Source organism: Aminobacter sp. Piv2-1 (genome assembly GCF_037625995.1).
GTDB lineage: Bacteria > Pseudomonadota > Alphaproteobacteria > Rhizobiales > Rhizobiaceae > Aminobacter.
The window spans coordinates 36,077-50,866 of sequence record NZ_JARKMU010000007.1 but is presented as its reverse complement, the minus strand read 5'-3'; the positions used below and the strand labels follow the sequence as shown (position 1 = coordinate 50,866).

Below are 14,790 nucleotides of genomic sequence, written 5' to 3'. Positions count from 1 at the left end.
GTCAGCCGGCCATGGACCTCAGCGGCTCGGCCTCGGGCAGGAGCCGCATCCTGGCGTCGACGATGCCGCTCGCCATCAGGTGCCTGATGTGGCCGATGCGCTGGAAGCGCGGCCCCTCGAACTGTTCAAGCGTCAGCCCCGAGCCGGTGTAGGCGGCAAAAAGCTGCTCGGCGCCGGCGCGGGCGTCCCATTTCGGCTGGAAGGCGGGCATTCGGTTGGCGATCTTGTCGAAGCTGACGCGATAGGAGCGGCTGTCCGGGCCGGCGTCGGCGGCGAAGTCCAGCCGGCAGCCGGGAACCACTTGGGCGACGATCTCGGCGATGTCGCGGATGCGGTAGTTGTGGGCGGTCTGGCCAACGTTGAAGGCCTGGTTGTGGACGGCCTCGCGGGGCGCCTCCAGGCCGGCGATGAATGCGCGGGAAATGTCCTCGATGTGGACGATCGGCCGCCACGGGCTGCCGTCCGACTTGAGCAGGATGACGCCCTGGGTGACCGCCCAGGCGACGAGGTTGTTGAGCACGATGTCGAAGCGCAGCCGCGGCGACAGCCCGTAGGCGGTGGCCGGACGGAAGTAGACCGGCTCGAAGCCGGCGTCGGCGAGCGGGGCGATGTCGCGCTCCGACATCACCTTCGACCAGCCATAGGGCGTGACCGGCTTCAATTCGCCGGTCTCGTCGATGATGTCGGCTCCCGCCTGGCCGTAATTGCTGCAGGACGAGGCGTAGAGGAAGCGCCGGACGCCGGCGGCCTTGGCGGCGCGCGCCAGCCGGACGCTGGCCCGGTGGTTGATCTCGTAGGTCAGGTCGGAATCGAGATTGCCCAGCGGGTCGTTGGAAAGGGCGGCGAGATGGATCACCGCTTCGAAGCCTTCGAGATCCTGAGGCTCGGCGTCGCGGATGTCCTTGCGGATCCAAGGCACCAAAGGCGGGCTGCCGCCGGCATCGAAGGTGCAGCGCTGGTAGAGGTCGCTGTCGTAGCCGCTGACCTGGTGGCCGGCCGCGAGCAGCATCGGCGTCATGACCGAGCCGATGTAGCCCATGTGTCCCGTGACGAGAACTTTCATCGTGTCCCCCATCTGCCAGTGCGACGCCGGAGCGGCCGTCATGTTCGGGTGCCTGCGGCCCGGTGCCACGACAACCCGGGGGAAAGTGTACATTTTCAGCCGCCGGCGAAGCGTCGGCAATAAGACGGCCACTCATCGTCAAATGGGGGTAGGGCTGCTGCCGGCCATCGCTGCACGGTTGTCGACGTGCAAAAGGCCGCCCGCAGCGCTGCGGGCGGCCTTGGATTGCGGTCTTGTCCGGGCAACGCGTCAGACGTCGCCGGGGAAGAGATCGTTCAGCTTGTAGGCGACCTCGGTCCGGTTGGTGGCCTTGAGCTTCTTCATGATGTTGCGGATATGGACCTTCACCGTGCTCTCGCGCAGCTTCAGTTCATAGGCGATGATCTTGTTGGCCTTGCCCCGGCGCAGCGCCTGGACGACCTCGACCTGGCGCGACGTGAACATGCCAGCCAGCGGGCGAATCTCATGGCTGCTCGAGTCGATGAGATGGCGCATGGCAAGCAGGCTGCTGGCGGGAACGAAAATACCGCCGGCAATCGCAAGGTTGATCGCCTCGACGCAGACGTCCACCCCGACGGTCGTCGGAATGTAGCCGCGCGCGCCGCACTCCAGCGCCTTCATGATCTGCTTCAGCTCGTCGGTGTCGGCAAGGATGACGACCGGGACCGTCTTGAACTCGGCGGCAAGCCGCGAGATCTCGTTGGCCACGTTGGGATCCGCGGCCTTGCGGCCGCCTAGGTTGAGCAATATCGCCGACAGTGACGGGTGCAGATCCTTCTGCCTACGCCATTCGTCGATTGACCCAAGAGCCGTAACCTCCATGCCAAGGTCGTGATAGATCAAGGCCTTCGCCAGGCATTCGCGATCCAATGCTCTACTGTCGATTATGAGAAGACGTTCGTGGGGGCGGCGGTCGATCCCGCTGCCCGATACCACCAGTTCTACGCCGCTCCTCGTAAGCGCCGTGGATGAATTGCCGCTATGTCCTGTGTTGGTCTCCATTGGTCATACGCCCTTTCCGCACACAGATCGCCCCTTCAGCGATCAGCACACCCCATGAACAACTACTAAGTGCCGGCTTTCATCCCCCTGATACGGCGCACATACATCCGCATTCCCGCAGAGGCGCCGCCTTGCTTCCTCTCCACGATGTCTCCTGGTCCCAATCAAGAGAACAACGAGCCACGATAACTCAGTTTATTCTTTTTTCATTAACATATGTTAACCAATATAGACGATACGATACATCGTATCATCTTATCGGGCGGTGGCTTTATGGTGATCGTTCTTTCCGGCGACGTACAGCGTCCGGCCTAAGGTGGGATTAGCCTAAGGTATAACGCTGCGAACGCTGCTAGGAACATGCCCGGAGGCGAGCAACTTTTGTGGAGCCTGCGGCCAGCTATACTGCAGGTAGCCTTTGTCGAAGCCTGCAAGCTTTACGAGTTTCTGCCGGTTGAGGAACTCTACAGAGCCGGATCGAAACGAAACCATGTCCCGCTCGCGCAGCTCCCGGAGCGTTCTGTTGACGTGAATCTGCGTGAGCCCGAGGACATCGGCGAGATCGTGCTGCGTCAGCGGGCAGTCATAGCCCGACTGGGTGCCGTAGGCTCCGCCCGCGGCCAGCCGCTCTCCCAGCTCCAGCAGGAAATGGGCCGTGCGTTCGAGGGCGCTGCGGCGGCAGACGCTGGTCAGCCGCTCGGCCGCGATCTGATGCTGGCGGGCGACCATGCGCGAAAACAGGGCGCCCAGCGTCGCGTTGCGGTCGAGCGCCTTGGCGAACGTATGTCCGGGGATTTCGAAGATCGTCGCCGCGGTGACCGCTAAGAGGGAATTGACGCTGCCTCCATCGGCGGAGGGCAAGTCGAGCACATCCCCCTTGAGGGGAGTGTCGATAATCTGGCGGTTGCCATTGGGCAGGTGGCGGCAGACGGAGGTCCACCCCGACTGGACGATGAATATCCGGCTGTTGGTGTCGCCCTGGCGCCCGACAACTGTGTTTGTTGCATAGGTCCTTGCGGTGGAGTCGAGGAAATCGACGTCGGCACCGGCATGGCCGAGGGCAATACCTGTCGGCAGGGACTGGAAGAATTGAAGCAGCGTTTGCTCGGCCATCACTTCTACTGGATCTATCCGCAGTGAAGGGCGCTCGTCTCAGCCGCCGACCTTCATCGCGACTACGTCCCCATAGATCACAATACGCTCGGTGTTCGATCGACATCTGCCACGGCGAGCCGTCTCGGAAAGACGGAACGTCGAGGCCTCATCTGATATCATGTGCCCGAGGATGTCCATGGGGGTTATTGCCCGTAGGCATCTACGCCCATTGCACAATTTGACCTACGGGCCATGCAGGCCGGAAACTCGGGGTGCCTGCGTGACAAGCGCCAGCACATCACGCGGCCTGTCCGTGTCACCGAGCGCGACAGGATAGGGGAGCCGCGGACCCCCGACCCCCACCGCCCAGCGGCTCTCCTATCGCTCGCGTCGAACGCGCAGCCTCACTGCCGCAGGAAACATTCCGAAACGTTGCAGGCGCGTCCACTGCGGCAACGAGAAAGCGGCGCGGCCGTCAGGCCGTCCCAATCGTCCGCATATGACGCAGGTCCGACGCATGGCTGTCGACATTGCCGTTGAACGCAGCGATCAGCCTGCGCGCCGCGATGCTGGCGATATGCGTGTGTGGAAGGCTGGCCTCCACCCTGCGCGCGGACTCGTAGACCTCGATGAGTATGGCGCGTTGCCTAGGCCCTAGGACGTCATGATCGACCAGGTCGCACATGGAACCCTCCTCTTCGCAGGAGCAAGTCGGCCTCCGCCAGGCATGACGCCCCTGAAGAAGCAACCTTAGCAGGTTGCGGCTAAATTTGTAAGCAACGAGTAAGTGTGGCCCGGATCATTCGACATTTCAGGGTCGTCTCAATTCGAAGGATGCACACGACATTGTAGGTAGCCTCGGGAAAGATCGTCGTCCGATCGACGTCCTGGTGTCGTGTCCGGGCGACCGTGGCCGCCCCGCCGGGCACGCGCATCAATCTCACGCACGGCTTCCTCATGCCGCTCCAGCGCGGCCCAGGGCGAGTTGGTCCCCGCGCCGGGGCCACGGACCGACGTGGCCCCCGACTACGAGCCTTGCCTAGGATCGCCTGCCGGTCACTCTGGGCGCAGGAAGCGGCCGTTGACCCAGCCTTCCTGGCCGCGATAGCGCACCTTGCACCAGTTCTGGCCGTCGAGGCAGCCGAGGTTGCGCAGGCCGTCCGCGTCGAAGGGGATCTCGCCGACGACGAAGCCGCGCGGCGACGGCGTCTCGCGCATGTTGAGCACGTCGTCGGGGCTGACGCCGACAACGCGCCAGGAGCGCGGTCCGGGCAGCGGCTCAGGACCGGGGCCGGGCTCGCCGCGGCCGAAGACACTGACACCGAGCGCGAAGGGAGCGGCACCGTTGCGGCGGGCTTCGGCGCGCAGCAGGTAGATCTGGATCGTGTAGAGGCCCGAGGCCGACAGGCGCCCGTCCCATTGCGTCTGTTCGCGGGCGATGGCGCGGCCGCGCGGGTCGACGACGTTGAAGTAGAGGAAGCGGTTGCGCGACCTGAGGTCGAGGCTCATGCGCTGGCCGGCCCGCGCCTCGAGCCGGTAGGATGCGCTGATGCGGCCGAAGACGATGCCGCGCACCGTCGTCTGCGTCGCGCCGGGGCGCATGCGCAGCGTCTCGATGCGCTCCTGGGTTGCCGCGACCTGCGGCAGGGCCGGTGCAAAAGCCAGCATGAGTGCCAGAAAAAGACCTGTACGTCGTATCATCTTGGTCCCCTCGAACAATAGTTTGGGCTGATACTGTTGAATCATCCCCGAACGCCGATGTCACATCACAATCGATTCATCGATCAAAGGGACGCGCTCTAGTCTGTAAGATTCATAGATTTCGTTTGGATCATTCGTCGATCTTATTATCTTTCTGAATGATATAGCTGGTATGCCGGTAGAGTCTTTGAGATATAACACTCTTATTTCTTGAATGGATGGTTTGGGTATTTTGATATATCTGTCTTATTTAGAAATTATTGTTACTCACATCATTGAGCTGGAACGTATCCATCTAAACAATTTGGGGTGTAAAAGAGCTCTCGTCCTTTGGTGAGCGTTGCAAATTGATGCGGCCTAACTCCAAGGATAAGAATATTTTTCTTGCCGAGAAGACGCTGTGCTATGGTGGGAGGTAAATGATTGTCGCCAGTGATTTCATTGGCTGCAGGTATACTATACACAGTTGGCTGGCCACCATCGGTGTGGATTGCATTGGCGGTCAGGTAATTGATGACTTCCTGGTCTGTTGCTCTTGTCCACTTCCAGAACTCAAGGCCATCGGTGCAATATCCATTGTAGTTTGCGAGCGGTTTTAAAGAAATGAGGGCGAACGCAACAGTTAAGATTGCAATCCGCCAAACCATTTTTTGATCCTTGCGATAGCTTAGAGAACCTTATAGCACCGTCAGTGCAGAACTATCTCGCGCAAAGGCGCGCTATCCTGGCTCGCATATTCAGAGAAGTTAATATTAACATCATCTACATTTTATCAATGATATCGAAAATTGTGCCTCGCGCAATAGCTTGGGGCATTTGCAAAATCACGACAATCTCGGTCTGGCAGCCGCTCAAAGCGCGCTAGAGTAACTTGCCGAAAGCCGGGAGCCTGCTTCTGGAAAACTCATGCTCCAACAAGAGGGTGGAGCCGCAGCCAGTTCAATCGTGGGGGCTCCAGGGAAACACGCAGCGGTCCGCTCGGCCGCGACAGGCGTCTCCGTCAGAAATTCTTTCCGACCTTGAGGCCGAGGGCGTGGCTCTGGCCGACACCGCCGACGGCGGTGCGGTAGTCGAAACGCGCAGTCCAGTCGTTGCCGAGGGCCGCGTCCAGTGATGCTCCCAATGTCGCGTAGTCGCTGCCCTTGCCGGCAGATGGATCATTGACCCGCGGCCATGGGTTCGAAGCTCACCTTGCAGCGCTGTCCGGCGGGTATCGCGCCGCCGGGATTGGGCAGCGCCAGGCGGATGCCGAAGGTGCCGCTGGCGGCATCGAAGATGCGGTCGACCACGGTCACCTCCGCATCGATGCGCGTCTCGGCGGGCTGCTCGAGCGATACCGTGCCGCGTGAGCCTTTGGCAACCTTCCCCCACAGCGCGGTCGGAACATAAGCCTCGACATGCAGCGGATCGGTCTGGGCGATGGTCAGTACGGCGCTGTCCTGGCGGACGAACTCGCCGGCGCGCAGGTTTTGTTCGACGACCACGCCGTCGAGCGGGCTCCTGATGCTCTGGCGGGCGAGCAGCGCCTGCTGACGTTCGAGCTCGATCGCGGCGAACCTCAGGCGCAGTTCCTCGGTGTCGAGGTCGCGCCTGGCGATCGCCACGATCGCTTCCAGCTCCTCCAGCTTGGACTGGGTGACGGCGCCGGAATTCACCAGCTTCAGCGAGCGGTCGAGATTGGCCTGGGCCAGTTCGAGGCGGGTGCGCTGCGACTCCAGTGATGCGCGGGCGTTGGCCTGGGCCGTGGCGAGCGCGACGTTGGCCTCCTCGACGGTGGATTCGAGCCGGGCCAGCTCGTCGCCGCGCTTGACCTCGTCGCCGCGCCCGACCTTGACCTGGGCCAGGAGCCCGGTCACCGGGCTTCCGACCTGCACGCGCTGGGCCGGCTCGGCGACGCAGTCGAAGGTCTGCATCTCAGCCCGCGCCGGAACGGCGGCGAGCGTGGCGGAGAAGAGGGCGAGGAGGGCGGGCTTCATGGTCACTCCGGTCGGCCCGTGAAGGCCAGGGTACGGGTCTGGTTTTCGTCCGATTTGAGCAGGTCCCGGCGCATGCCGGCATGGACGCGCTCGGCGCGGCGCTGGGCGTGGCGCAGCAGCAGGCGGGCCGCCGTTTCGCCGAGCAGGGGTCCGGTCAGCCGACAGCAAGTCTTGAACAGTCCCGCGGCGGCGAACTCCATCAGCGGGTCGTCGAGCGACAGGATCGCCTGGAAGCAGCCCTTCTGGCCCTGGCGGCCGCTGCGTCCGGCCAGTTGGTCGTCGATGCGGCGTGCCTCGTGGCGCTCGACCATGATGACGTGCAGGCCGCCAAGCGCCTCGATGTCGTCGGCGATGTGGATGTCGGTGCCGCGGCCGGCCATGTTGGTGACGACGGTGATGCGGCCGCGCTCGCCGGCAAGGGCCACGATCGCCGCCTCGGCGCTGTCCTGGGCGGCGTTCAGCACCTGGTGCGGCAGGCCGGCTTCCGCCAGGCGCTCGCTGGCAGCCACCGACGAGGCGACGGACCGGCAGCCCAGCAGGAGCGGGACGCCGCGCGCGTTGAGTTCCTTCACCCGCTCGATGACGGCGCGCCATTTCTGCCCGTCGGTAGCCAGCACCCGGTCCGTCAGGTTGACGCGCTGGCGCGGCCGGTGGGTCGGGACCGCGACCACCGGCAGGCGGTAGACCTGCCAGAATTCGCGCGCCACCTGGCGGCCGGTGCCGGTCATGCCAGAGAGATGGGCATAGCGGCGGAAGAAGCGCTGGTAGGTCATACGCGCGATTGTGGTGCGCCGCGCCGAGGGCGCGCAGCCCTCCTTGACCTCGATGATCTGGTGCTGGCCGTCGCTCCAGGCGCGGTCGGGCATGACGCGGCCGGTGTGTTCGTCGATGATCTGCACCTTGCCGTCGCGCACCAGATATTGCTCGCCGCGATGGAACAGGTGCAGCGCCGACAAGGCCTGGCGGGCCAGTTCCTCGCGTACGACCACGCCGCGCCACTCCTTGCCGCGCTCGTCGGCGAAGGCGGCGATGCGCTCGCGCCCCTCGGGCGTGAGGACGATGCGCTTCTGCGCCGCAATCAGCAGGTAATCCCGGCCGGGCTCGAGCGAACGGGCGAGGCCGAGCGCTTCCTCGGCCGTCGCGGCGGAGATTTCGCCTTTCGCCTCGCCGGAGATGACTAGCGGCGTGCGCGCCTCGTCGACCAGCACGCTGTCGGCCTCGTCGACGATGGCGAAATGCAGGCCGCGCAGGCGCAGCTGATCGGTGCGCGGCCGCTTGCCCTGCAGCGCCTCCATCTTGAGCCTGAGGTTGCCGCCGTTCTGGCCGAGCACGATGCGGTCGCGCAAATAGTCGAAGGCCAGCTCCTTGTTGGTGCAATAGGTGATGTCGCAGGCATAGGCCGCGCGGCGCTGCTCGACCGACTGGCCGGCGACGACGACGCCGACGCTCAGGCCGAGCCAGTCGTAGATCGGCCCGGTGAGCTCGGCGTCGCGGCCGGCCAGATAGTCGTTGACGGTGACCACGTGCACCGGCAGGCCGGCCAGCGCCGCGGTCGCGGCACCCAGCGCGGCCGTCAGCGTCTTGCCTTCTCCGGTCGCCATCTCGGCCAGATAGCCGCGCAGAAGCGCATAGGCGCCGATCATCTGAACGCCGTAGTGCCGGCGGCCGCTGAGCCGGCCCGAGATCTCGCGGATGACGGCGAAGCTTTCCGCGACGACGTCCTCGGGAAAGCCCGGCTGGCGCTTGAGCGCCACGGAGGCCTGGCGGCCGCGGACGCGCAACTCCTCGTCGGAGAGGGCGCGCATCTCCGCGTCGCGGGCCTCGACCTTGGCGACGATGCCGGCCAGCTGCCGCGCGCGGCGCTTGCTGCCGGCGACCTTGACGTAGGCTATGGCCTTTGCCGCATGATCGTCGAGCGGCGACTTCTTCTTGTCCGGGCGCTCGGCATAGAGGATCGGCCGCGGCGGCCTCAAGGTCGCTGCGTCATACATTGAACTGGCTCAGGAAGGTCTGGCGCACGCCGCGCAGCCAGCGCCAGGCGACGGGTTCGCTGCCATGGTCGAAGCGCACGTGCACGCGGCTGCCGAGCAGGAGCTGCCGCTGCGGCTCGTCCGGTGCAAGGTCGAAGACGAACAGCGCCTCCAGCGCCTTGGGGCGGTTGTCGGGGCCGCCGCCGCTGCGGACGGCGACCGTGCCGCCGCCTTCGGTGGACAGCGCCAGGCTCGGCAGGTCGAGCTGGGCCGCCGGCACCTCGCGGCTGATGCGCGCCGGCACGACATGGGCGGGATCGCTGGCATAGCGGACGTCGACCCTGGTGGTCCTGCCGCGCACCAGGTCGACCTCGCTCTGCGGGACGATGACGCGGAGCGCGGGCGTGGCGGAGGAGACGACGTAGCCGACCAGGTCGCCCTGGTTGATGTAGCGGCCGGGCAGGTTGGCGGCGTTGGGCAGGACGAAGCGACCACCGTCGCGGGCACGGATGACAAGCGCATCGCGGCGGCGGACGCCGGAGGCGATGATGCCCTCGATGTTGCGCAGCTGCTGGAGCAGCATGTCGCCGGCCGTCCGATCGGTGAACTGCACGGCGTCGTAGCGCAGCCTGAGCTCGGCTGCCTGTGCCTCCAGCAGCTTTACCCGGCCGTCGATCGACGGGTCGTCGAGCCGGATCAGCGGATCGCCCGGCGCAACGGTCGCGTCGGGCCTTGCAAGGATCTCGGCGACGATGCCGCCGGTCTCGGCGCGGACCTGGGCGCGGTCGGGGATCCAGACCACGCCCTGGGCGATGGTGCCGTAGGGCAGGGGCACCAGCAGCAACAGCGCGAGTGCTGCGACCGTGAACCCACCGGTAAGTGCCACCGCGCGGCCGCGCCGGCTGTCGAGCCGCGGCGAGGTGAGCAGGAACTTGGCGCCCTTGAACAGCGGCTGGACGAAGGTGTTGAACAGGGTCAGCAGCGCCAGAAGCACGCCGATGAAGAACAGCTTGGACGCGACCAGCAGCGCGATCGTCAGGCTGAGCACCACCCGGTAGAGGAAGGCGAGCACGGCATAGCCGAACAGCCACTTGCGCTCGCCGCGCGCCGACGCCGGGTTTTCGACGTGCTCGACGCCGAGCAGGTAGCGCTGGACCAGGTACCAGAAATACTTGTTGGAACGGTTGCCGAGATTGGGAATCTCGACCAGGTCGGCGAGGATGTAGTAGGCGTCGAAGCGCAGCAGCGGGTTGCCGTTGAAGAAGATGGTGGAGACGCCGCCGATCAGCATGACGTTGAAGGCGATGGCGCGCGCAAGGCCGGGCTCGGCACTGACCCAGAAGATCATGGCGATCGCGGCAAGCGCGAACTCGACCATGATGCCGGCGCCGCTGACCAGCATGCGCCGCCATTTCTCGCGGAAGGCGGTCGAGGCGGTGGCGTCGACGTAGGGGGCGGGCATCAGCACGAGCAGCATGACGCCGACCTCATGCACCACCCCGCCGAAGGCCTTGGTGGCATAGGCGTGCCCGGCCTCGTGGATTGTCTTCACCAGCGGGTAGATGAGCACGATCATGGCGATGTTGGAGGCGCTCAGCAGCCGGTCGGTGCCGTCCGCGGTCAGTTCGGGCCAATGCATGACGGCGAGCACGATGGCAGTGGCGACGAGGGCCAGCCAGGCGAGGAAGCCGTAGACGGTGAACAACGGCCGCACCAGTGGCATGGTCGCATCGAGGAAGCCGTTGGGATCGAACAGCGGCAGCCTGAGCGACATCGGGTTGCGCAGCTTGCTGATCACCTCGCTGCGCGCCTGCTTGGCCGAGCGCTCGCCGAGTTCCTGGAAGTCGGGTGGCATGGCACCCTGCAGCAGGTCGGAGCCGTGCAACTGGGCGAGGAGCTGGATGGCCTCGTCCTGCGTCGGCGGATCGTCGCCGGCGCGGCGGCCGACCATGTCCCAGATGTCGCCCAGCGTGCGCTTGCCGTCCATCAGCGCAATGAACAGGTTGGACGAAGGGGAGAGGCGGTGGAAGCGCCCGGTCTGGTGGTCCTGCAGTACGTACCAGACCTCGCCGCGAAAGCGCTGGCGGTGGATCTGGGCGTGGCTGCGCAGCCGCAGCCTCAGGTCGGCGACGCGGTACCAGGAGGGGCTGAACAGCGACTTCGCCATGCCGCTGCCTCAGGGCATCCAGCGCCAGGCGGCGAGCCGCAGCCAGTCGACCATCGGGCGCGTCCAGATAGCGATCAGCGGCTCGGTGCCGATGGCGATCTTGGCGACGCCGATCATGCCGGGGCGCAGGCGCTCGGAACTGCCGGTCAGCGTACCCTCGACCTGGAACAGGTTCTTGCCCTCGCGCGACTGCGACACCGGCGTGACCTTGGCGACTGTCACCGGAAAGGCCTGGTCGGGGAGGGAGGTGAAGACGACCTCGCCCGCCTGGCCGGCCTCGATCGCGGCGATCTGGCGTTCGTCGACCTGCATGACGACGCGGTAGCCGGTCAGCGGGGCGATCTCGAACAGCGTCTCGCCGCGGCTGACCGCGCCGCCGACGCGCTGGCTGAGGTCGCCTGACACCACCAGGCCGTCGAACGGGGCGGTCAGCTTGGTGCGGGCGATCTGCTCGTCGATCAGCCTGAGCTGCGCGTCGGCCTGGTCGATCTGGCTCTTGACGACGTTGATCGTCGCCGGCTGCCGGCCCGCAAGGGCGCGGTCGTATTCGAAGACGCGCTGCTGGCGCTCGGTCACCCAGCGCAGCCGTTCGAGGGAAAGCTCGCGGTCCTCGAGCGTCGCCAGGGTATCGCCGGCCTTGACGAATTCGCCCGCCCGCACGTTCGACTGCTGGATGTAGCCGTCATAGGCCGAAACCACGGCGCGGCGCTCGGAGCCCTCGATCTCGGCGTCGGCGTTGACGCGGTAGGTGTCGGTGGCGAAGGCGAAGAATGCGGAAGCGGCAACGAGGGCGGCGGCCGCCAGCTTGCGGCCGACATAGCCGGGACCGAGCAGCCGCTTGGCCTGGAGGCCGAGCGCCTCCGCCGCCTTGACGACCAGCCAGCGGTCGTTGCGCCGCTTCTCCTCGAGAATGGGGCCGATCGCGGTGGCGATGACGTCGAGCAGGCGCACCGTCTCGGCTTCGAACGGATGGTCCTTGCCGCGCTCGAAGGTGATGGCGCCGACGAAGCCGTCGACCACGAACAGCGGCACGGTGAAGATCTGGCCGTCATGCTGCATGCGGGCGAGTTCGCGATGCGCGGTGGTGGCGAGCGCGTCGTCCGGTCCAATCGGATGGAGGATCGAGGTGCGCTGGTCGATCGCCTCGTCCATAGCGGAGCCCACCGCCCGCACCAGGCTCATATGGCGGCCGAACTGCGCGGTGTGCGAGATGGCCGCCAGCCGCGCGGTGCCGCGGCGGCGGAAGCCGATCGAGACGCGGGCGCAGTCGAAGCGGATGGCAAGCTCGGTCGCGGCCGCCATGGCCGCCGCCGAAAAGCGCTCGTGCTCGAGCACGGTGGCGATGAAGTCGAGGGCCGCGGCCGACTGGTCGCGGCTGTTGCCGCTCGCCTCGGCGCCCAGGCGGCGCATGTGGTCGCGCAGCCAGGCCGTCCCCCATTGCAGCTGGCGGATCGCGCCGCGCAACTCTTCCTTGGCCTGCGCCGGCTGCGACAAGGACAGCGCCACCGCGACCACGGCGACGGTCTTGCCGCCGAGGCTCACCGGATAGGCGACCGCGGGCTCCGCCTCGGAACCCGGGTTGGCGCCGCGTGCCACCGCGCGGCCTTCGCCGACGGCGAGGTCGGCGGTGGCCCTGAGATGCTCAGGCTCGCCGTTGGCATCCGGCCAGGCAGCGAGCAGGCGGAAGCCGCTTCCGGCCGCCTCGCGCACGATGCCCGCGGCCGCCCCGGGGATCATCCCGCACTGGAGCGCCAGCCAGGCATTGGCGAGTTCGGCCGAAGTCCCTGCGTCGTTCAGGCGTTGCCACAGCGCCGGTTCGAGCAGGGCAAGGGGGCGTGCGAATGCTTGCGCGTCCGCCGGCTCCTCGCTGTGCCTGGGGCTGCTCATCCGCTCCGCCCGTCACTCCACGTTGAGGGGGCCGTAGCGGCCTTCATGCTCGCGCAGCACGCCGCCGAGCACGGTCCAGAGCCGCTTGGCGGCCAGCGGCGTCAGGATGATGCGGTTCGACAGTTCAACCGTGACCGCGCCGCCGTCCTCGACGTTCCAGGTGCGGTTGGTGCCGAAGAACATGTCGACCTGCTCGCGCGTGCCCTGGACGTTGACGACATTGGCGAAATGCGTGCCCATGCCGTCTTCGATCCACTGCACGCCGCGTGTCTTGGCCTCGTCGCCGGAGGCCGCCTGCTTGCTCTTGTTGGTCATGTGTTTCCCCGTCTTCGCCGTTCGGCGCACCGCCCGGCGCAAAGATAGTCGAAGCCGCCTTCAGCGAATAGCCGCATCCACCGATTGCGTTAGCGACATGTTGCCAACCGATCCGTGCCGCGGCACGGGCGGCGGCTCAGAAACGATAGGCAAGGCCGATGCGGCCGGTCAGCAGCGACGGTTTGATCGCGACCTGCACTTCCTGCGAATTGCCGAGAACGATCTCTTCGGTCGCCTCCGTGTAGATTCCCTCGACGCGCAAGGTCAGCGTTTCGGTGAGCGCGGACTCGATGCCGGCGCCGACCTGGTAGGCCGCAAGCGTCTTGGTGCCGCCGTTGTCGAGGGCAAAGAAGTCCTCGTTGGCGTTCATGACCATGCCGGCGAAGCCGCCCTTCAAATAGACCAGGGTCGAGGGCGTCGCCACGTAGCCGATGCGCGCCGAGAGCGCATAGGTGGCTTCGAGCGTGCCGAAGAGGGTGGTGGCTCCGGTTCCGAACGAGTTCATCGAAGGATCGTCGAATTTCGCACCGACATAGGCGGCTTCGGCCTCGGCGCCGATGACGAACCGGTCATCGAGCAAGAAGTCGTAGCCGGCGAAGCCGCCGAAGCCGAATGCGTCGCTGGAGAAGGGGCCGTTGGTGGCAACCGGATTGTCGATGACCTCGAGCGTCGACGAGCCGAAGCTGAAGGCACCGAAACCGCCGGCGTAGAAGCCGGAGAACTGCATGGCCGGCGCCGGTTCGACAGTCCGGGAGGAGCCGCCATGCGCCCCGAAACGATAGGACAGACCGGCGCTGACGACGAAGAACTTGGGATCGAAAGACTGATCGTCGGCGGTGGTGAATTCCTTTGTCGCGTCGATGTAGTTGGCCTCGATGCGGGCGGTCACGTTGTCGAAGAGGAAGGTCTCGGCGCCGATCCCGGCCTTGACGGCACCGACCGAGCCGTTGGCGTATTCAGACACGCCTTCCTCCGCCTTGAGCTGCATGGAAGCGTAGCCAAGACGGCCGTAGAAGAGCGAGTCGGGGGTGACCAGATAGCCGAGGCGACCCGTGACCGAATAGGTCGACTTTGCCTCGACCAGGGTGTTGTTCAGGCCGCCGTTGAAAGGTGAATAGGCAGCATTGAGTTGCGTGTAGTCGAGTTCGAGGCCGGCAACCCAGCGGTTGGAGAACTGGTAGTCGAAGCCGCCCTGGACGCCGTAGTCGAAGTCCTCGTTGGAGAAATTATAGTCGAGGTCGGACGGGAAGCTCGGAAAGATGTATCCCATGCTGCCCGACGCCATGCCGCCGTGCACGCCGATGTAGAAGCCGGTCCAGGTCGGCGCTTCATTGGCGGCTTCCGGCGGCGGGGCGGCCACCACGTCGGCGGCGAGGGAGGGAACTGCCGCCAAAAGCAGTGCGGTTCCGACTGCCAGTGTCGTCGACAAGCTCTTCAGCATAGAATGTATCCCCTCGCGCCTGGGAGGATCGACTAACATGCGATTTCTGAATATGTCAAAGTAAAGATATGCGGGTATGCTTGTCATCGCGGCGCAGCGCTGATGAGCGTGTGATTTCGGCAACGGTCTAGAAGTATGGTCATAGAATCGACCTCGGATTCGGTCGTGATGAT

13 protein-coding genes are annotated in these 14,790 nt (G+C 65.5%); all 13 read right to left on the bottom strand.

Annotated features, from left to right (window positions below):
* Position 1 precedes the first annotated feature (1 nt).
* Positions 2-1,063, bottom strand: a complete 1,062-nt coding sequence (locus tag AmiPiv_RS14235) for an NAD-dependent epimerase/dehydratase family protein (protein ID WP_340038135.1) — start codon at positions 1,061-1,063, stop codon at positions 2-4.
* Between the two features lie 249 nt (positions 1,064-1,312).
* Positions 1,313-2,065 carry a LuxR C-terminal-related transcriptional regulator gene (locus AmiPiv_RS14230; RefSeq protein WP_445206958.1) on the bottom strand — a complete coding sequence of 251 codons (753 nt, stop codon included), beginning with the start codon at positions 2,063-2,065 and terminating at the stop codon, positions 1,313-1,315.
* A 327-nt stretch (positions 2,066-2,392) separates the two neighbouring features.
* Positions 2,393-3,178 carry a Crp/Fnr family transcriptional regulator gene (locus tag AmiPiv_RS14225; RefSeq protein WP_340038134.1) on the bottom strand — a complete coding sequence of 262 codons (786 nt, stop codon included), beginning with the start codon at positions 3,176-3,178 and terminating at the stop codon, positions 2,393-2,395.
* Between the two features lie 457 nt (positions 3,179-3,635).
* Positions 3,636-3,845, bottom strand: coding sequence for a hypothetical protein (locus AmiPiv_RS14220; RefSeq protein ID WP_340038133.1), 210 nt, complete (start codon positions 3,843-3,845; stop codon positions 3,636-3,638).
* A 371-nt stretch (positions 3,846-4,216) separates the two neighbouring features.
* The gene (locus AmiPiv_RS14215) at positions 4,217-4,861 is read right to left on the bottom strand and encodes an SH3 domain-containing protein (protein WP_340038132.1); all 645 of its coding nucleotides are present in this window, start codon (positions 4,859-4,861) and stop codon (positions 4,217-4,219) included.
* Between the two features lie 272 nt (positions 4,862-5,133).
* Entirely contained in the window at positions 5,134-5,508 is a 375-nt protein-coding gene (locus tag AmiPiv_RS14210) for a hypothetical protein (protein WP_340038131.1), read from the bottom strand.
* A 353-nt stretch (positions 5,509-5,861) separates the two neighbouring features.
* Positions 5,862-5,984, bottom strand: a complete 123-nt coding sequence (locus AmiPiv_RS14205; RefSeq protein WP_340038130.1) for a hypothetical protein — start codon at positions 5,982-5,984, stop codon at positions 5,862-5,864.
* A gap of 34 nt (positions 5,985-6,018) precedes the next feature.
* Positions 6,019-6,837, bottom strand: coding sequence for an efflux RND transporter periplasmic adaptor subunit (locus AmiPiv_RS14200; RefSeq protein ID WP_340038129.1), 819 nt, complete (start codon positions 6,835-6,837; stop codon positions 6,019-6,021).
* Between the two features lie 2 nt (positions 6,838-6,839).
* Positions 6,840-8,828: a preprotein translocase subunit SecA gene (locus tag AmiPiv_RS14195; protein ID WP_340038128.1), complete on the bottom strand. Its 1,989-nt coding sequence runs from the start codon at positions 8,826-8,828 to the stop codon at positions 6,840-6,842.
* The gene (locus AmiPiv_RS14190; protein WP_340038127.1) at positions 8,821-10,974 is read right to left on the bottom strand and encodes a peptidase M50; all 2,154 of its coding nucleotides are present in this window, start codon (positions 10,972-10,974) and stop codon (positions 8,821-8,823) included. The genes AmiPiv_RS14195 and AmiPiv_RS14190 overlap by 8 nt, the downstream gene beginning before the upstream one ends.
* A gap of 9 nt (positions 10,975-10,983) precedes the next feature.
* Positions 10,984-12,861: an efflux RND transporter periplasmic adaptor subunit gene (locus AmiPiv_RS14185; protein WP_340038126.1), complete on the bottom strand. Its 1,878-nt coding sequence runs from the start codon at positions 12,859-12,861 to the stop codon at positions 10,984-10,986.
* A 12-nt stretch (positions 12,862-12,873) separates the two neighbouring features.
* Positions 12,874-13,176 carry a DUF3467 domain-containing protein gene (locus tag AmiPiv_RS14180; RefSeq protein WP_340038125.1) on the bottom strand — a complete coding sequence of 101 codons (303 nt, stop codon included), beginning with the start codon at positions 13,174-13,176 and terminating at the stop codon, positions 12,874-12,876.
* Positions 13,177-13,312: 136 nt separating this feature from the next.
* Positions 13,313-14,617, bottom strand: coding sequence for an outer membrane protein (locus AmiPiv_RS14175; RefSeq protein WP_340038124.1), 1,305 nt, complete (start codon positions 14,615-14,617; stop codon positions 13,313-13,315).
* Between the last annotated feature and the right edge of the window lie 173 nt (positions 14,618-14,790).